Here is a 16,542-nt window from a genome sequence, read left to right as displayed (position 1 = left end):
GCGACGGCTTGGCGGCCCCACCGCGGGGCGTTACTCCGTTCGGTCGAAGGCCGTCACCGCTGCGGCCTCGGTGGTAGCGTAGACGCTCCCGTCGGTGACTGCTGGGGGCTGGACGACCCGTTCGCCGGTCCGGTAGGCGCGAATCTCGCTGCCGTCGCTCGGGTCCAGCGCACGTACGGACGGGCCGCTTCCGAGATACACCGCGTTGTCGGTAGCGCTGGGTGCCGTGATGGCGTCGAGGTTCGGGTCGGTGTACTCCCAGACTTCGGTTCCGTCCGCGGCGTCGACGGCGACGAGGCGGTCTCCGCCCGAGGCCATCACTTGGACGTAGACTCTGTCGTCGCCCGCCGCGAGGCCCTGGACGCTCCCGGCGACATCGTAGCGCCACTGGTCGTCACCCTCGGCCGAGACGGCTCTCAGGGTGCTGTCGCCGGCCGCGAACGCCTGCGAGTCGTTGGTCGCGGCGTGTTCGACCTTTCCGAGGTCGGTCCAGACGATGCTACCGGTCGCTTTCGTGAGCGCGAACAGGCGGTTGTCGGTACCGACGACGACGCGGTCGCCCAGACTGGCCGGGCCGGCGGTGACTGTCGCGAGCGGGGGACAGCCAGAACCAGTGAACGTCCAGCGCGTCTCGCCGCTCTCCGCGTCGATGGCGTACACCGCTGCAGCGTCGCCGTCGACGCCGCTCCCGACGTAGACGGTTCCTTCGACGGCTAACGGGGCCGTCGTGAGTGGTTTGAGGCTCTTGGTCCATCGCTCGGACTCCCCTTCGAAGAGGCCGTCCGTCTCGACGATGTCGTAGGCGGTGAGGTCGTCCCCGTCGACGGCGTAGACGCCGGTGTCGCCGACGCCGAGAGTCCCGTCGGAACTGGCAGCCCAGCGGTATCCGCCTTTGTCGTCCTCGATGGCCTGCAGGAGGCCCCCCTCCGAGGTTTGATGGCTGACGTAGACGCCGTACTGGCTCGCTACCGGCGGCGTCTCGGGGACGTACTCCGACTCGTCGCCGTCGCTGTCGAACGTCCGTAGCTCGTAGGACCAGCGGAACGACCGCGGGCCGTCGACGAGTTCCTGAAGCGTGTCTCCGCCGGTAAAGAAGTACAGCGACCCGTCGGCGAGGTAGACGCCGAGCGGTTCAGCGATTTCGAGTTCCGTCCGGTAGTGGCGCCATCGCTCCTCGCCGGTGGCCGTATCGAACGCGACGAGTTGTTGATAGAAGTCGGTCCCCGTGGGTACGTACAGGGTATCGTCGGCGACGGCCAGTTGGATGTAGTTGGCCTCGCCGGGTTCGGCCTCCCACAGCTCCGTGCCGTCGGCGGCGTCGATGGCGTGTACCGAGTCCGGGTACCGGCGGACGAAGACCCGCCCGTCGGCGACGACGGGCGTCGACCGGATGTCGTACTCCGCGTCCGTCCGCCACTGTTCCTCGCCCGTCGCTTGGTCGAGCGCGGCAACGTTCTCGCCCCGTACGACGTAGACGGACCCGTCACCGACGACGGGCGGGAAATCGCTCGTGGTCCCGGTCCACTGCTGTTCACCGGTCGCCGCGTCGAGGGCGTACAACCCTTGCGAGGAGGAGATGAAGACGGTTCCGTCGGCCACCGCCGGAACCCCGAACAGCTTGTACGTGTGGACGTCGCCGGGCGTCTCGAACGCCCACTCGCGGGTCCCGTCGGCGAGCGAGACGGCGTGACACCAGCCAGTGTCCGACGCGACGTAGACGGTGCCGTCGACGACTTTCGTCGAGGAACTGTCCACCGAGTCGGTCTCGTACTGCCAGCGGACGCTGCCGTCGCTCCGCGAGAGTGCGGTAACGACGCCGCCGCCGCTGACGACGAGCGTGTCGCCCGCGACGGTCGGCGCGAGGTCTTCACCGATGGGTGCGTCGGCCGCCGAGAACGGCGTCCTCCACACCGCCGAGCCCGTTTCGAGGTCGGTGGCAGTGACGCTCCCACTCGCGTAGTAGGCGACGCCGTCGGCGACGGCCGGCCGTGAATCGGTGTATATCCCGGTCCGTACCGACGACCCGACTTTCGGGAACTCGACGCCGGGACCTGACGCTACCGACCCGGTGTTCCGTGCGTCGTGCTGGAAGGTCGGCCAACCGTCGTCGTCGGTCGCGGCAGTCGTCGTACGGCTACCGACGGCGGTGAGACTGATACCACACGCAGCGAGACCGATTCCTTTCAGGAACGTACGTCTGTCGTTTCGAAACATAGGCGGCGGGTCCCCGTACTGATAGTGTCTCTATATTTATCCGGGCGGTAAGATTCCGATACCGACCGTTCGGGACCAACCGCGTTTCCGCTTCCGTGTCGGAACGATCGCCTTCGTCGTTTCGTCCCGATACGGCCAACGCCGCGGCAACTCCGATTCGCGGGCGTTATCGGGAAATTAAGCCGGGGCGAGCTGATACGTTACGATCGGTGACGCTGTCGGCCGACACGCTCGAACGGCGACGCGGGATGGCGGACCTGCCCCGTAACCGGACCGACGGACTCGTAGCGACGGTCGCGGTGACGGCGTTCGTGCTGACGCTCGGCGACGACGCCCCCGCCACCGTCTTCTGGACGTCCCGCCTTCGGGCTGGAACTCGGAGGAAAACGGTGGGTACCTCTGCTTCCGTCTGCGGCGCTACACTAGGTGTCTCACTCCGGTTCGCCCCGCTCTGAGAGCGCCCCGAGCGGTCTGCACTCGCTGGTGTCAGACGAGTTCCGTTCGGGCGCGCCCCGCGAGCAGACAGTTCTGTCGACCCCGCTCAGTTCTCGACCGGGTCGACGACGATTTCGCCGGTACCACGAACGACGACCAGCAGGCCCTCGTGCGTGAAGGAGAGTTCGATATCGCCGTCGGCAGACAGGAGCAGTCCGTCCATCGCTTCGAGGTCCGCCGTCTCGTACAGCGGCCCGATGTCGGTCGGGTGGCTGTTCATCGCGACGCCGATCGCCCGGCACACCGCCTCGCTCGGTGGGATATCGTCCCAATCGAAGTGGTGGCGCACCGGTTCTTTTCCATCTACGTTCTGCGGTATCGCTTCGACCCCGCCATCTGATCCTTCGATGCTCGTCATTTGCGATTCCACTCGTCCTTAGACTGATTCCCTAATCAAAAGTGCCTAGCGTTTTCACGGCCTGAAAGAGCCGTCGGACGACTCGGACAGACAGACGCTACAGCGGCCTGAGGGGCGCTCTGGCACCGGAATAGCTATCCGAGCAGCCGTTGGTGAGTCGGTTTCATACAGCGGCCCTGTACCACGCGGCGGCCCGCCGATTCGGCGCGCTCGACGGCGTCGTCGTCGTGGATGCCCAGTTGCAACCAGACGACCTGTACGTCCTCGCGTTCGAGGACGGCGTCGACGATGTCACTGACCTCCTCACTGGGGCGAAACACGTCGACGATGTCTATCTCGCCGGGGACGTCGGCGAGCGAATCGTAGGCCTCGCGCCCGAATATCTCGTCGGCGAACGGGTTGACCGGGACGACGTCGTATCCCTCGTCTATGAGGTACTTCGGTATCTCGTGGGCGTCCTTTCCGGGAGTGGTCGAACACCCAACGACAGCGACGCGGTTCAGGCTCAGTATCTCGCGGAGTTCGTCGTCGTCGGTGACCGGCATATCCGATCGTAGACCCTCTAGCGCTAAAAACTGGACGGCGTCTCGCGGCGGTGACGCCCATCAGGGACGTTCCGACCCCGGGTCGTCGACGGGTAACAGGCCGGTCGCCATCAACCGGCGAACGATCGTCACGAGGCCGTTGTCGAACCCACGCCCGAAGATGGCCTTCTCGTCGTCCTCCCGGCCCGAGCTAGTGCTTATCAGGATGGTGGTGCGGTCGACCAGCAGGAGGCGTTCGATGTCCGTCTGGTCGTCGGGATCCGACGACGCGAGCCACGAAAGCCCGGAGACGAACACCTCGGCGTCCGGGAGTGCCGACTGCACTGTCGTCCGTAGCTCTTCGATAGCCGCGCCGACGATTATCGTGACGCCACGCTGTTCCGCCGCTTCGAGCGCGTCCTGCAGGCTCTCGGTGAACATCGTCTCGTCGCCGAGAATCAGGACTACCTCGTCGTCGGCCTCACTGACCAGTTGCTCCGTCCGGGCCGTTATCGTGCGATTCCCCGACAGCGCCCACACTTCGTGGGTCACGTCTCGCTCCGGTTCGGTCGTGATCGGTTCGAGTGCTTTCAGCGTCTCTCTGAGTGACTCGGTCCGGTCGTGGTACTCGTCGCGCAGAATGTCGGCTGCCTCGTCTACGGAGACGGCACGGAACTGCTGGGGATTCGAATGGTGGATCTCCACCAACCCTTTCGACTCTAAGACGCGGACGGCGTCGTAGACGCGTGTCCGTGGTACCTCCGAGCGCTCACTGATGTCTTTGGCAGTGCCCGCGGATACTCGCGAGAGCGCTACGAACGACTTCGCTTCGTACTCTTTCAAGCCGAGTTGCTGGAGCAGTTCTATCGCTTGATCGTCGCCTGTAAGCTCGTTCATGTGGGTCCCAACCTACGCCACGGCTGTCCCGAGGCTACGTGGCAGTTCAGTCGCCATGGGAAAGACGCTTGGGCTCCGAAGACGGAATTTCTCGACCGATTCCGCGACGACCGAGACGAACCGTTATTGTCTGGCATCCAATAGGTTACCACAATCCGCGACGAAGCTCATTCACTCACTTAATCACAACACAAATATGTACGTCCGGGATTGATATTGAGGCGGCGCGTGGACCTAGTCGGGTCCCAACTCACTACTTCCACGCGTCGTACTGACTGAGAACGGAGCGCCGTCTAGCGCGGCGAGTGATGCCAATATGTCGCAGGAATTACCCCAGAGCCCACACACTTCGAGGCGATCAAACAGCTACGGACCCTTCGGTCTGCGTGCCTATGCAGCCCCGACGTTCGTTGCTCTCGTCGAACTGGGGGAAGGAACGGCCCAGGCGTAAGCGGCGTCGCCGATGCCCCACGGACGCGCGTCTACGCACGCTGCCGACGAGTTACAGCACAGAGGTCCGGCCGTCGTCCTCCGGATGCTGTTCGCGCGGACGCTCGACGGGAACCGCAAATGACCGTCACTCACGCTCTCACAAAACTGATTTACGCGCTGCCAATGACCGTACTCTCACTACCGAGTACTGCTGTAATCTACGAGATTCGACACCATGTACGAGGACAACCCAGATTCTGACGACAGCACAGCGCGTACAGAGTGGGACTCTGTCGCCGACTTGATCACGTCACTGCTGACGGCTGTCGCCGACGAAACCGGTACCCGGGTGAGCGATCTCCCACCCCTGAACGACTTCGTCGACCCGGACGCTATGGAGTCTCTCCTGACTAGTGACCGCTCTGAGACGATCCAGTTGTCGTTCAACTACACCGGCGTGAGAGTGCACATCGACAGCGACGGCTACCTGTTCGTCCAACAGCGAACCGGTCCCACGGAGTAAGTCCACCGCTCACTCGAACGTGTCCGCGATGAACGTCAGCAACTCCTCGACCGAGTCGATACCGTGATACGAGACCGTCCTGTGTTGCCTGTCGTATTCGAGTAGGCCCATCTCGTCCAGTTTCGGGAGGTCGACGTGATGGAGTGTGACTTCGAGGCGCTCTTTCTCTCTACTGGGCGGTGCCGTCGTGCTATCGGCCGAATTGCGGAGCGCGTCGGCGAGAGTAGCGACTTCGACTGGCCCGTCACCGTTCCCCGCGAGATAGCGGAGGGCTTGTCGTCGTCGTCCAGTCTGTACGGCTTGCAGCGCTTCCTCTACGGTAGGCGAGTGACTCTGCTGATTCATTGTGTCTCGGGCTATGCCCTGTCGGAACTATGGGCATATTTGCTTGGTAATAGACGACACACGCTGATCAGGGTGCCGTTCACCATGATACTCACAGGATATCCGCTCACCACCGGTCGGCAGATCACAGTCGGTGTTTTGTGCGTGGGTGTGTCGATACGCACACGAGCGACCGGACCCCGAGCGCGTTGAACGCGCCGCCGTCGGCCGACGCGGCACTTCCGCCGTCACTCGTACGTGTGGGTGTAGCCGCCGTCGAACAGCAGGTCGCCGCCGTTTAGGTGTTTCGCGTGGCTGGAAAACCCGAAGACGAACAGGTTGGCCACCTCCGCCGGGGCCATCATCTCTTTCGTGCGGGCCTGTCCGAGCATCACGTCCTCGATGACTTCCTGTTCGGAGATGCCCCGCTCTGTGGCCGTGTCCTCGATTTGGTCGACCATCAGCGGGGTCAGGACGTAGCCGACGCTGACCGAGAACCCACGGAGCGTCCCGTCGCCCTCGGCGGCGATGGCCCGCGTCAGCCCGGTGAGGCCGTGTTTCGCGGTGACGTAGGCGGCCTTGTCCTTCGTCGCGTAGTGGCCGTGAACCGAGGACATATTGGCGATTGCGCCGACGCCGTCGTCGGTGTCGCGGACGTGTGGCATGGCGGCCTGCGCCATCTTGAACGGCGACCGGAGCATCACGTTCGTCAGGCGGTCGTACGTCTCCATCGGGAACTCCGGGATGCTCGCGATGTGTTGCATGCCGGCGATGTTGGCGACGAAGCGGACGTCACCCTCCTCGGCGGCAGCCGCGACGACGGCTTCCACGTCGTCGTCGTTCGTGAGGTCCGTCTCGACGCCGTGGAACGTCCCGTCGACGCCACAGTCCTCGGCGATGTCGCCCGTCTCGTCCAGTCCCGCCCGGTCGATGTCTGCTCCGACCACGGTGAGGCCGTTTGCGGCCAGCGCCACCGCCGTCGCGCGGCCGATACCGGAGGCCGCGCCGGTGACGATGGCGACGGTATCCGCCTCGAAGTACGGGTCCTCGAGCACGAGGAAGTCCTCGTGGGTCAGTTCCGGCGCGCTGAGGTCGAACTCGGAGTCAGTCACGTCGTATCACTCGAACGGAACGTCGGCCCCCTGCACATTAACTCCCCACCACGGTCCGAGGCGGGACTACGGACACCCGGTAATCGCTCGGTTACCGAGCGACTTTACGTAACCAGACAATAGGTAGTAGTGTACAGTAACCCCTCCCACGACAATGGCTACGAACACCACTGACACCGACGACGCGGACGACAGATACCCCACCACAGGGCCCGATACGGAGTCGTACGACCGATACCGACACGTCACCACCGGTGACGAGGCGATAATCTACGACACCGAGACGGAGGGCGCGTGGATACAGGCCGAACTGTCGCTGGACCTCGAAGACTGGCAGTAACCCGGACTGAGTGCGCCGTTGCTTTTGCTGTATGCTGCCCGATACAGCGCTCGCTCAGCGGATGCCGCCGTCCTCGCTGTCGGGTTCTCGGAGGTGCTCTTGGCCCCACTGAGCCATCGCGGTGATGACCGGTTCGAGCGACGCGCCGCGTTCGGTCAGCGAGTAGTTGACGCGGAACGGTTGCTCGTTGACGACCTCTCGGTCGACGAGGCCCTTCTCCTGTAAGTCTTCGAGACTGTCCGAGAGCACTTTCGACGAGATGCCGTCGACGTTCTCCTTGAGTTCGTTGAACCCCGAGGGGCCGCTGTCGAGGAGACGGTGGACGATGACCGGGTGCCACTTCTTGCCGATGAGCGTCGCAGTCGTCGTGATGGGGCACCAGTCCTCGCCGGCACACCACACTTCCAATTGCTCTGTTGTATCGCTCATACGCCGTCGTTTGCGCTCCAGTGACTAATAGTTACGTGGCGTAATCGAGTTACTGCTAGTTACCAACTGTTCTCGTGTGTCGACTGCGGGTCTCGGCCCGTGGACACGGCAGCGTTTCGGACGCTCGACGGTGACCCGGTCCCGCCGTCGCCGTCACACCGACCCGCGTCGTCACGCTCGCCCTCCCGAAGACCGGCCTCACCAACCTCGGTGCCGACCTCGTCCTCGCCGACATCGGCTCGCCCGGCGGGGTGTACGAACGACTCGCTATCCCCGCCGCGTCGCCGTTCGGCGACGCGTACGCGGTGACCCTCTCGCTGTCCGCGTAACCCCTGGGTAACTGAACCATTAGGTGCCCGCCGGTCGACACCCCGTCCATGGCCGACCCGTTCGTGGTCGTCGGTGGTGACGCCGCCGGCCTCAGTGCCGCCAGTAAGTACGCGCGAGAGAATCCAGACGGCGACGTCGTCGTCTTCGAGAAGGGCCGGTGGGTCTCGTACGCCCACTGCGGGACACCCTACTACGTCAAGGGCGAGGTGGACAACCTGACGGACCTCCTCTCGCTGTCGCCCGAGGACGCCGCCGACCGGGGTATCGACCTCCGTCGGGAACACGAGGTCGTCGGCGTCGATACCGACGCCCAGACCGTGGCCGTCGTGGGCGACGGCGAGCGGTTCGAACAGCCGTACAGCGACCTCCTCGTCGCGACGGGCGCCCACGCCGTCACCGACCCGATTCCGGGGAGCGACCGCGAGATGGCCTTTACGATGCACGGACTCGACTCGGCGGCGGCGGTCCGGGCGGCACTATCGCCCGCTGGCGAAGAGTGGGTCGACACCGATATCGAGTACGTCGACGCCGACCTCGTCCAGCGGTACACGGACCGCGACCCGCCGGACCGGGTCGCCGTGGTCGGCGGCGGCTACGTCGGCGTCGAGATGGCCGAGGCGTTCCGCGCCCACGGACTGGAGACCCACGTCTTCCAGCGGTCGTCACACCTCCTGCCGCCGTTCGGCGACGCCGTCTGTGAGCGCGTGGCAGACCACCTCCGCGAACAGGGCGTGACGCTTCACCTGAACACCGCCGTCTCCGAACTAGACGGCGGCGACAGCGTCGAGGCCGTCGTCCACGAGGACGGGCGCGTGCCCGTGGACCTCGCGCTGGTCGGTATCGGCATCGCACCGAACACGCAACTCCTCTCGGACACGCCGGTCGAACTCGGCGAGTCGGATGCCGTCGCCGTCGACGACTACGGCCGGACGAATCTCGATGGTGTCTACGCCGCCGGCGACTGCGCCGAGGCCCGCCACGCCGTCACCGGCGAGTCGACGTGGGTGCCGCTCGGCCTCACCGCGAACCGGGCCGGGCGCGCCATCGGACAGACGGTCGCCGGCGACCCGGAACCGGTCGGCGACGTGGCCGGAACGGCCGTCGTCAAGGCGTTCGAATTGGAGTGTGGCCGGGTCGGCCTCGTCCACGAGGACGCGGCCAGCGACGCCGGGTTCGACCCCGTCTCGGTGTCGATCGACGCCGGCTCACGGTCGGGGTACTACCCCGGCGGGGACGAGACGACGGTGACGCTGACCGCCGACCGCGACTCCGGACGGGTCCTCGGCGGGTCCATCGTCGGCCGTGACCGGGCCGCCGTTCGCATCGACACGCTCGCCACGGCGCTGGAGTCGGACCTCACCGTGGCCGAACTCGAACGACTGGACCTCGCGTACGCGCCGCCGTTCAGCCCGGTGTGGGACCCGATTCTCGTCGCGGCGAAGGTGCTTCGGGGGCAATTCGAATAGCTCTCAGCGATTCCCGCCGGCGAGCGCGCTGGCCGCCGGGAGGGTTCTGAGCCGCCACATCGCCAGCGTGCCGACGATTGGTCCGACGACCAGCGGGAGGAACGCCCACTGCCAGCCGACGAACTCGGCTACCACCGGGAGCAACTGGATAGAGCCGATGGTGAGCAGGAACCCCACGGCCGTCTGGAGCGTCAGCGCGGTGCCGACGTAGCTCTCCTCGGCGAGTTCCGTCACGCACGCCGAGAACTGCGCGGAGTCGGCGACGATGGTGAACCCCCAGACGGCGAGGAACGGGACGAGGACGGCGAGCGGTGCGTCGAAGACGACGCCGGCCAGCACCGAGAAACTCCCGCTGACGACCATGCTCGCACCCGTGACGGTGGTCCGGCCGAGGCCGTCGGCGAGTCTGCCGGCTACGAGCGCGCCGAGGCTCCCGATACCGATGGTGCCAAAGGCGAGGAGTGCGGCCAGCGTCGGCGTCGCGTACGCGCTCTCGCGAGTGGCGAAACTCGCGGCGAGGTAGACGGGAATCCACGTCCAGACGGCGTACAGTTCCCACATGTGGCCGAAGTAGCCGAGATTCGCCAGCATGGTCGGCCGGTCGGTGAGGATGCGGCGGACGGCGCCGGGGTCGAACGGCGCGGCCGGCGACTGGTAGGGGCCGGGGCGAGCGCCGAGGACGAGCAACCCGCCGACGGCGGCCAGCCCGGCGGCGACGAGGAGGACGAACTGGGGTCGTCCGACGCCGCCGACGGCCCGAACGAGGTGTGGGAGCGCCGACCCGAGCGTGAGTGCGCCGACCAGCGTACCGATGGCGAGGCCGCGCTGTCCCCGGAACCAGCCCGCGACGAGTTTCATGCCCGGCGGGTAGACGCCCGCCAGCGAGACGCCGGTGAGAAAGCGGAGGACGATAGCCGGGCCGGCGCTGTCGACGACGATGCCGAGTGCCGCGGTCAGCGCCGCGCCGAGGAACGCCGAGGCCGCGAACAGGTAGCGGGTCGGAACGGCATCGGCGAGCGTCAGCGCCGCCGAGAGGACGGCGCCGACGACGAACCCTATCTGGACCGCGCTGGTGAGCAACGCCGACTCCGTCGGGGTGAGGTTCCACTGCGCGGTCAACTCCGGTGCGACGGCCGAGGCGCTGAACCACAGCGACATCGCCAGTAACTCCGCGACGCCGACCAGTGCCAGCATCCGCCAGCGTCCGTCGGTCCCGGGAACCGTGTCGACTGCCGCTCCGTCCGTGGTCTCCGCGGTCATCGGTCTGTCGTGTTCACGTACCGAACCCGCTCAGTTGTATCGGCTCCGGTGTCGGTCTCGGCCGCGGCGCGTGAGCGAACCGACGGCGTGCGCTCCGGTCTGGACGGGTCGCTATCGAGCATACAAGTTACTACTGGTAACTGAACGCTGTCCCGTAATCAACGTCAGCCAACGGGCGCGTAACCCGGTAACGCTACGGAAACCACAGGCGGGCTACCACGCGGCGTCGAGGACGTGCTCGATGTCCTCGTGAGACGGGTCGAGGCCGGCCGGCGCGTTCGCCATGAACGCATCCGAGAGGACGGCTTCGGCCACCTCGGGGAACGCCTCGCGGGCCGGGCCGTCCACGTCCCGGAGACGCGTCGGGAGGCCCAGTGTGGCGGCCACCTCCGACACGCTCTCGACGACGGCCGACGCCGGGTCGTCGGCGTCTGCCACGCCGAGAGCGTCGGCCAGTAGGTCCTGCCGGCCGTCGACGGCGTCGAACAGGTACTCGAGCGCGTGTGGCGCGATGACGGCGTGGGCGGCGCCCTGTTGGACATCGTACGTGCGCGTGAGGCCGTGCCCGAAGGCGTGAATCAGCGAGAGGGTCGTCACGCCCGGTCGGGAGATGCCGTACTGGACGAGCACGATGCCCTGCGCGAGTCGCTGGTACACCGCGTCGTCCTCGTTCCCCTCGCCGAACGCCAGCAGGCCGTCCTGCAACAGACCGAGGCCGCGCATCGCCGTGGCGTCGGTCACCGGCGTCGCCGTACTCGCGTACAGCGTCTCGACGCCCTTATCGAAGCCGTTCATCGCGGAGGCAGCCAGCACGCCGCGGGGCGTGGTCGCCAGTAGTTCGGGGTCGTAACACACCGCGGCGGGCATCAGTTCGGGGGCCGAGATGCCGCCGCTCGCTGCGTCCTCGACGGGGCAGGTCCCCGGGACGGCCGTGACGCCGGCCACCATCGAGAGGTCGGCGCCGGCGAGCGTCGTCGGGACGGCGACGATGGGGGGCAGTCCCGTATCGGGCACCCGTATCGTCCCCGTCTCGGCGAACTCGGAACCGACGGCTTCGGGGTCGCGGTTGGTGGCCGCGATGGCCGCGAGTACCTTCGCCACGTCGAGACTACTGCCGCCGCCGACGCTGACTACCGCGTCGGCCTCGACCTCGCGGAACCGCTCCAGCGCGTCGTAGGCGGTTCCCAGTCGTTTCGCGGGCGTCGTCTCCGCGAAGACGCCGGCCAGTCGGTCGCCCAGTCCGTCCCTGACGGGGGTCATCACCGCTTGCGTCTCGCCGACCGTCGACCCGGTGACCACCAGCGCTCGCTCGCAGTCGATAGCGGCCAGTTCCTCGGCTAGCCCGTCGACGCAGTTCGGCCCGTAGCGCAGGATCGCCGGGTCGTACTCGAACCGGAACGGCGCTGTGAGGTCGTCGGTGACGTGGTCTGACATCCTCGCTCACTCCGCGGGGACGTTCGCCCCATCGAACGGTGGGAGTCGCGCTTCGATCTCTTCGCGTTCGTCTTCCAGCCACTCGGGCAGCGTGAGCGACTCGCCGAGTTCGGACCGGGGCTCGTCGGCGGTGAACCCCGGCCCCACCGTCGATAGCTCGACGAGGACGCCGTTCGGTTCTCGGCAGTACAGCGCCGTGAAGTACGTTCGGTCGATGATCTCGCTCGGTTCGAGACCCCGCTCCTCGTAGGCCTCGCGGTAGGCCTCCAGTTCGGCGACGTCCTCGACGCGGAACGCGACGTGGTGGACCGTCCCAACGCCCATCCGGCCCACACTCTCGTCCGTCTCGACGACGTCGACGACCGACCCGAACTCGCCCGTGGTACTCCGGTAGCGGTGTCGGCCGTCCTCGGTCACCTCGTGTTCGTAGCCGAGGACGTCGGTGAGTAGCCCACCGGTCGGGTCGACCGACTCGACGGCGAGCGTCACCGAGTAGAGCCCCCGTAGCTGATGCTCTTCGGGGACCGGGCTATCTTCCCACGGGACCGCCTCCGTCTCGGCGTCGGTGGCGACGAGTTCCAGTCCGATGCCGTCCGGGTCGTCGAATTGGAGGACCGTCTCTGTTCGCGGCTTCGCCCCTTGCGTGTCCGCCGAACGCCGTTCTGTGGCACTCGCGCTTTCCGAGGCGCTTCGTTCCCCGCTCTCGAACCGTTCAGTCCGCTCGACGGCGACGTCGTGGGACTCCAGCCGGTCGGTCCAGTAGTCGACCGAGTCCTCCGGGATGAGATACGCCGTGGCCTGCGTCTGGCCCGCACCGAACTCACCCCGTCGCCCCCGGTCGGTCCACGGGAAGAAGGTGATAGTCGTCCCGGGCGTCCCCTCCTCGTCACCGAAGTAGAAGTGGTAGGTGCCGGTGTCGTCGTGGTTGACCGTCTTCTTGACGAACCTGAGTCCGAGTGTACCGACGTAGAAGTCCGCGTTCCGCTGCGGGTCGCCGGCTATCGCTGTGACGTGGTGGAGCCCGGACGTTGCTGGTGACATGGACAGTCCTACGCGGTCGGCGCTTGTGGCCCTTTCCTCACACGGATGTCACCGGGGGACACGAGGGTTACCACGTCACTGCAAGCAAGTGAACGGTTAACACGGACGCTCCGCTACGACACCTATGGTGTGTCCCCACTTGGCGTACCGCAAAACCAACGGCGACCGGTCCTTCGCCGAGGCCCGTGCCTTCTGTACCGTCGTCGACGAGTTCGTCCAGCCGATGCGGGCCGACATCTGTAACGACCGGTTCGCGCTCGATCACGCGGCCCACTGCGAGATATACCGTGGCCACGAGGAGGGCGAGGAGTGAGCTACGAGGCCTTCCTCGACGGGGACCCCGTCATCGTCACCGCGGCTCTCACCGGTGGCGTCCACGGGAAGGAAGCGAACCCGAACATCCCCGAGACGCCCGGTGAGATAGGCCGTTCGGCGGGCGAAGTCGAGGCTGCCGGCGCGTCCGTGGTCCATCTCCACGCCCGTCGACCGAACGGTGAGCGAAGCTTCGACACCGAGCGCTTTCAGGCCATAGACGACGCCGTGCGTCGGCACACCGACGACGTCGTCATCCAGCACTCGACGGGCGGGACCGGCGCGCCGGACGCCGACCGTCACTTGCCACTGCGGACCGACCCGCCGCCCGAGATGGCCTCGCTGGACATGGGGCCGCTGAACCGCTATGCCCACCTCACCAGCGAGAACACCCGCGCGCTGGTCGACTCGCTCCACGCCGAGATGGTCGACCGGGGCATCAAGCCGGAACTGGAGGTGTTCAACGACGGCCATCGCAACGAGATCTACGGATTGCTGGAGCGCCGCGACCTCGCCGACCCAGTCTACGCGACGCTCATCTTCGGACCGGGGACGCTCACCCGACCACGACCCGAGCACTTTCTCACCGCTATCGCGGACCTGCCCGACGGCGTCACGTTCAACACGCTCGGGTTCGGGCGCCACCAGTTACCTTTCGCGACGATGGGTATCCTGTTTGGCGGCCACGTTCGTGTCGGACTGGAGGATAACGTCTACTACGACCGTGGCGAACTCGCCGAGAGCAACGCGCAACTCGTCGAACGGGTCGTTCGAGTCGCCGACGAACTCGGCCGACCAGTGGCGACTACCGACGAGACACGGGAGATTCTCGGCTTGTGACTTGCCGGCCCCCCTCTGTCAGTAGACGTTACGACTGTCGAGTGAGTAGTGGTGGTATGGGGACGCTTCGCTGTCGACACTGTGGGGAACCGCTGACGACCGGTCTTCTCGCGACGCAGCGGCGTCATTGCTGTCTCAACGACACCCCTATCGCCGGGGCCTGCCCCAACCACGGTCCGATCGGGCCACACGACGCTGTCGAGGAGTAGCGCTATCGCTCGTCGGTGACGGACTCGGAAAGACGTGTTCTCAGTTTACGCGACGATGCTAGCGGCGGCGATGAACGACCATCGCGTTCCGCTCGTCGATTCGCGCTGCTTCGCTTCTGCCTGTGTCTCGTTTCGAGGGTGTTTCCAGTTCATCGTACTTCTCCATACACGCTCTATGCGTAAAAAGTATTCCATTCCTGATATGTATTTCGTGGTCGTTTATGGACAACGAACCACTCTTGAAGCGCACTCCCTCGGCCTAAAGTACACGAATGATCCAAAATTATCGGTGTGTGTGAAAGCCTTTTTGGTCGATATATCGGGTCCCACACTATTTATCGCAGGTGTATCACTACCCGGGCTACAGCGCGACACCATTACGCGCTCGCGCTCACGCACGCGTAGATAACAAAATGACGAGCGCCAGTTGACTCGAGCGTGCGCTCTTCTACAGCACCTACTCTCTCGAACACCTGTCTGCGAGCGTCACGGGGTGTTCGGTGTGCCGGCGTAAACGATTGGGTGTCAATACAATCACACGAGGTATCGCAGTAGACGACGGCTCCAGCGCCTGTCTCGGCCATATCTTGGTAACAAGTGGCAAGATAATACTATAACCCCTCGTCCATTACCCCGTACTATCCATGAAGAAGCAAGAGCTCATTCACCTACATAGTCTTCTCGCACAGGTACAGCATCACTACGAGACAGAAGCCGAAACCTCCGTTCAACACGACGAATACGCCGAACTGGGTGTCAAGCCGACATCGATTCATAAGTCCAAGACCGACCACAAAGACGCCGTCTTCGCCCTCGCCGATGGTCTCACCTCCGATATGGTCGCAGAAAGCGACGAACCGCTGACGCTCACCGCCGACTGAGTCGATCCAGCCGCCGTTCTGCAGTGACACTATCCCGTTCAGCGCCTTAGCCGTCGGTCTCTAGTCCCCAGTTGCCGGCCCGTAGTCGGTCCGTGTGGTACGCGGTATCGCAACTCTCAGTTCCTTTATACGCTGAGGGCACCTACTTGGCGTGTGAGTGAAGAAACAGGGCGACGGAACCTCCGAATGCCCAACGACGACGAACTGTTTGCGGTCGTAACAGAACACAACGGTGGCAACCACGTCAGAATCCAGTGCGAGGACGGCGAGAACCGGATGGGGCGCATCCCCGGCCGAATGAAGTACCGGACGTGGATCAACGAGGGCGACATCGTCCTCGCCGAACCGTGGGACTGGCAAGACGAGAAGGCCAACATCGAGTGGCGCTACAAGGGCCAGGACGCCGACCAGCTCCGTGCCGAGGGCCACATCGACTCCCTGACTGCCTGATTGACGTATTCTGCGGCCGCATGCTCCCTCCCTACTGAGTGTTCTTTCCGTCTGCTACCGCCGGCAGCTACAGGACTGGCGACGGTACCGGCCCCGGACTTCCCCGTTGCTGACAGACACTGTTTCGAGACGGGTCTATCCCATCCCTGCGCGCAGCTCCGGAGAGATATGACGTCTATGTAGCTCCACTCCCCGTCAGACGAAGTGTCACCGGATTCTGGAACCGTCTATCTATCTGACTACTATTCGTTATATACCGCCGCAGTCTTGCGGTTAGGTACGTGAAGCTCTCANCAGCACAGGGCGGGCTCGAGACGAGTCATTTATATGTACCCCTCCCATCGGATATGATGCGAAGGTCGCCCCGGGCCGCCCGGGTCGACACGGCCGGTCGTCGACGCGGCGACCGGTCGCTCGTAGAAGGCTGCTCGACGCGAGCACCCTTCGACCCCATGAGGATTCCACCCCTGCGGTCCGCCGTCAAGATGGAATCTGATGTGAGCCCACGGACCCATACAGTAGTCACCATCGACGTAGGAGTCGATGGGTTACGCTTCCGACGGAGTGCAACCACTTCCGCCGCTGACTTTGTCAGCACATTCCGGTTGATCCTGCCGGAGGCCATTGCTATCGGAGTCCGATTTAGCCATGCTAGTCGCACGAACTTAGAT

At 65.2% G+C, this 16,542-nt stretch carries 17 protein-coding genes and 1 rRNA gene; 8 read left to right on the top strand and 10 right to left on the bottom strand.

Features of this window, described 5'->3' with window-relative positions; genetic code table 11:
• Positions 1–30: 30 nt before the first annotated feature.
• From IEY28_RS12100 to IEY28_RS12085, 4 genes are all read right to left on the bottom strand, one after another.
• A complete protein-coding gene (locus IEY28_RS12100; RefSeq protein ID WP_188997843.1) occupies positions 31–2,214 on the bottom strand; it encodes an outer membrane protein assembly factor BamB family protein in 2,184 nt (727 codons plus the stop codon).
• Between the two features lie 541 nt (positions 2,215–2,755).
• Positions 2,756–3,067 (bottom strand): HalOD1 output domain-containing protein, encoded by a 312-nt coding sequence (locus IEY28_RS12095; RefSeq protein WP_188997841.1) that lies wholly within the window; start codon positions 3,065–3,067, stop codon positions 2,756–2,758.
• A gap of 134 nt (positions 3,068–3,201) precedes the next feature.
• Positions 3,202–3,612 carry a CoA-binding protein gene (locus tag IEY28_RS12090; RefSeq protein ID WP_188997838.1) on the bottom strand — a complete coding sequence of 137 codons (411 nt, stop codon included), beginning with the start codon at positions 3,610–3,612 and terminating at the stop codon, positions 3,202–3,204.
• A gap of 60 nt (positions 3,613–3,672) precedes the next feature.
• Complete coding sequence (locus IEY28_RS12085; RefSeq protein WP_188997835.1) at positions 3,673–4,488, bottom strand: TrmB family transcriptional regulator; 816 nt, start codon at positions 4,486–4,488, stop codon at positions 3,673–3,675.
• A 667-nt stretch (positions 4,489–5,155) separates the two neighbouring features.
• Between IEY28_RS12085 and IEY28_RS12080 the strand changes: the two genes are divergently transcribed.
• On the top strand, positions 5,156–5,443 hold the full coding sequence (locus IEY28_RS12080) for a HalOD1 output domain-containing protein (protein WP_188997832.1): 288 nt from the start codon (positions 5,156–5,158) through the stop codon (positions 5,441–5,443).
• Positions 5,444–5,452: 9 nt separating this feature from the next.
• Here the strand turns inward: IEY28_RS12080 and IEY28_RS12075 are convergent, their stop codons facing one another.
• A complete protein-coding gene (locus IEY28_RS12075) occupies positions 5,453–5,788 on the bottom strand; it encodes a DUF7344 domain-containing protein (RefSeq protein WP_188997830.1) in 336 nt (111 codons plus the stop codon).
• A 227-nt stretch (positions 5,789–6,015) separates the two neighbouring features.
• Positions 6,016–6,879 carry an SDR family oxidoreductase gene (locus IEY28_RS12070; RefSeq protein ID WP_188997827.1) on the bottom strand — a complete coding sequence of 288 codons (864 nt, stop codon included), beginning with the start codon at positions 6,877–6,879 and terminating at the stop codon, positions 6,016–6,018.
• 154 nt (positions 6,880–7,033) lie between these two features.
• Here IEY28_RS12070 and IEY28_RS12065 point away from each other — a divergent pair, with 154 nt between their 5' ends.
• A complete protein-coding gene (locus IEY28_RS12065; RefSeq protein WP_188997824.1) occupies positions 7,034–7,219 on the top strand; it encodes a DUF7331 family protein in 186 nt (61 codons plus the stop codon).
• Between the two features lie 54 nt (positions 7,220–7,273).
• Here the strand turns inward: IEY28_RS12065 and IEY28_RS12060 are convergent, their stop codons facing one another.
• Positions 7,274–7,648 (bottom strand): winged helix-turn-helix transcriptional regulator, encoded by a 375-nt coding sequence (locus IEY28_RS12060; RefSeq protein WP_188997822.1) that lies wholly within the window; start codon positions 7,646–7,648, stop codon positions 7,274–7,276.
• A 377-nt stretch (positions 7,649–8,025) separates the two neighbouring features.
• On the opposite strand from IEY28_RS12060, the gene IEY28_RS12055 reads away from it, so the two are divergent.
• Complete coding sequence (locus IEY28_RS12055; RefSeq protein WP_188997820.1) at positions 8,026–9,444, top strand: FAD-dependent oxidoreductase; 1,419 nt, start codon at positions 8,026–8,028, stop codon at positions 9,442–9,444.
• 3 nt (positions 9,445–9,447) lie between these two features.
• Here IEY28_RS12055 and IEY28_RS12050 read toward each other — a convergent pair whose 3' ends face one another.
• The 3 genes from IEY28_RS12050 to IEY28_RS12040 all read right to left on the bottom strand — a co-directional run bounded on the left by IEY28_RS12050 (position 9,448) and on the right by IEY28_RS12040 (position 13,179).
• On the bottom strand, positions 9,448–10,704 hold the full coding sequence (locus IEY28_RS12050) for an MFS transporter (RefSeq protein ID WP_220639385.1): 1,257 nt from the start codon (positions 10,702–10,704) through the stop codon (positions 9,448–9,450).
• A gap of 213 nt (positions 10,705–10,917) precedes the next feature.
• Positions 10,918–12,138 (bottom strand): iron-containing alcohol dehydrogenase family protein, encoded by a 1,221-nt coding sequence (locus IEY28_RS12045; protein WP_188997817.1) that lies wholly within the window; start codon positions 12,136–12,138, stop codon positions 10,918–10,920.
• Between the two features lie 6 nt (positions 12,139–12,144).
• Positions 12,145–13,179 (bottom strand): ring-cleaving dioxygenase, encoded by a 1,035-nt coding sequence (locus tag IEY28_RS12040; protein ID WP_188997815.1) that lies wholly within the window; start codon positions 13,177–13,179, stop codon positions 12,145–12,147.
• Positions 13,180–13,303: 124 nt separating this feature from the next.
• On the opposite strand from IEY28_RS12040, the gene IEY28_RS12035 reads away from it, so the two are divergent.
• The 5 genes from IEY28_RS12035 to IEY28_RS12015 form a co-directional block, all read left to right on the top strand.
• The gene (locus IEY28_RS12035; protein WP_188997814.1) at positions 13,304–13,492 is read left to right on the top strand and encodes a hypothetical protein; all 189 of its coding nucleotides are present in this window, start codon (positions 13,304–13,306) and stop codon (positions 13,490–13,492) included.
• Positions 13,489–14,331: a beta-keto acid cleavage family enzyme gene (locus IEY28_RS12030; RefSeq protein WP_188997811.1), complete on the top strand. Its 843-nt coding sequence runs from the start codon at positions 13,489–13,491 to the stop codon at positions 14,329–14,331. The genes IEY28_RS12035 and IEY28_RS12030 overlap by 4 nt, the downstream gene beginning before the upstream one ends.
• Positions 14,332–15,184: 853 nt before the next feature.
• Positions 15,185–15,421 (top strand): UPF0058 family protein, encoded by a 237-nt coding sequence (locus IEY28_RS12025; RefSeq protein WP_166970989.1) that lies wholly within the window; start codon positions 15,185–15,187, stop codon positions 15,419–15,421.
• A 153-nt stretch (positions 15,422–15,574) separates the two neighbouring features.
• Entirely contained in the window at positions 15,575–15,871 is a 297-nt protein-coding gene (locus IEY28_RS12020) for a translation initiation factor eIF-1A (protein WP_166970987.1), read from the top strand.
• A gap of 598 nt (positions 15,872–16,469) precedes the next feature.
• Positions 16,470–16,542 (top strand): 16S ribosomal RNA (locus tag IEY28_RS12015); the annotation flags it as partial.

Source organism: Haloarcula pellucida, assembly GCF_014647235.1.
Taxonomy (GTDB): Archaea; Halobacteriota; Halobacteria; order Halobacteriales; family Haloarculaceae; genus Haloarcula; species Haloarcula pellucida.
Note: the sequence above shows the minus strand (reverse complement) of the source record. Positions and strands in the feature narration are given on the sequence as shown.

Bases quoted from the DNA above. Each gene is read 5' to 3' on its own strand.
- IEY28_RS12100 (WP_188997843.1), bottom strand. From the start codon at position 2,214: ATGTTTCGAAACGACAGACGTACGTTCCTGAAAGGAATCGGTCTCGCT.
- IEY28_RS12095 (WP_188997841.1), bottom strand. From the start codon at position 3,067: ATGACGAGCATCGAAGGATCAGATGGCGGGGTCGAAGCGATACCGCAG.
- IEY28_RS12090 (WP_188997838.1), bottom strand. From the start codon at position 3,612: ATGCCGGTCACCGACGACGACGAACTCCGCGAGATACTGAGCCTGAAC.
- IEY28_RS12085 (WP_188997835.1), bottom strand. From the start codon at position 4,488: ATGAACGAGCTTACAGGCGACGATCAAGCGATAGAACTGCTCCAGCAA.
- IEY28_RS12080 (WP_188997832.1), top strand. From the start codon at position 5,156: ATGTACGAGGACAACCCAGATTCTGACGACAGCACAGCGCGTACAGAG.
- IEY28_RS12075 (WP_188997830.1), bottom strand. From the start codon at position 5,788: ATGAATCAGCAGAGTCACTCGCCTACCGTAGAGGAAGCGCTGCAAGCC.
- IEY28_RS12065 (WP_188997824.1), top strand. From the start codon at position 7,034: ATGGCTACGAACACCACTGACACCGACGACGCGGACGACAGATACCCC.
- IEY28_RS12060 (WP_188997822.1), bottom strand. From the start codon at position 7,648: ATGAGCGATACAACAGAGCAATTGGAAGTGTGGTGTGCCGGCGAGGAC.
- IEY28_RS12055 (WP_188997820.1), top strand. From the start codon at position 8,026: ATGGCCGACCCGTTCGTGGTCGTCGGTGGTGACGCCGCCGGCCTCAGT.
- IEY28_RS12050 (WP_220639385.1), bottom strand. From the start codon at position 10,704: ATGACCGCGGAGACCACGGACGGAGCGGCAGTCGACACGGTTCCCGGG.
- IEY28_RS12045 (WP_188997817.1), bottom strand. From the start codon at position 12,138: ATGTCAGACCACGTCACCGACGACCTCACAGCGCCGTTCCGGTTCGAG.
- IEY28_RS12040 (WP_188997815.1), bottom strand. From the start codon at position 13,179: ATGTCACCAGCAACGTCCGGGCTCCACCACGTCACAGCGATAGCCGGC.
- IEY28_RS12035 (WP_188997814.1), top strand. From the start codon at position 13,304: ATGGTGTGTCCCCACTTGGCGTACCGCAAAACCAACGGCGACCGGTCC.
- IEY28_RS12025 (WP_166970989.1), top strand. From the start codon at position 15,185: ATGAAGAAGCAAGAGCTCATTCACCTACATAGTCTTCTCGCACAGGTA.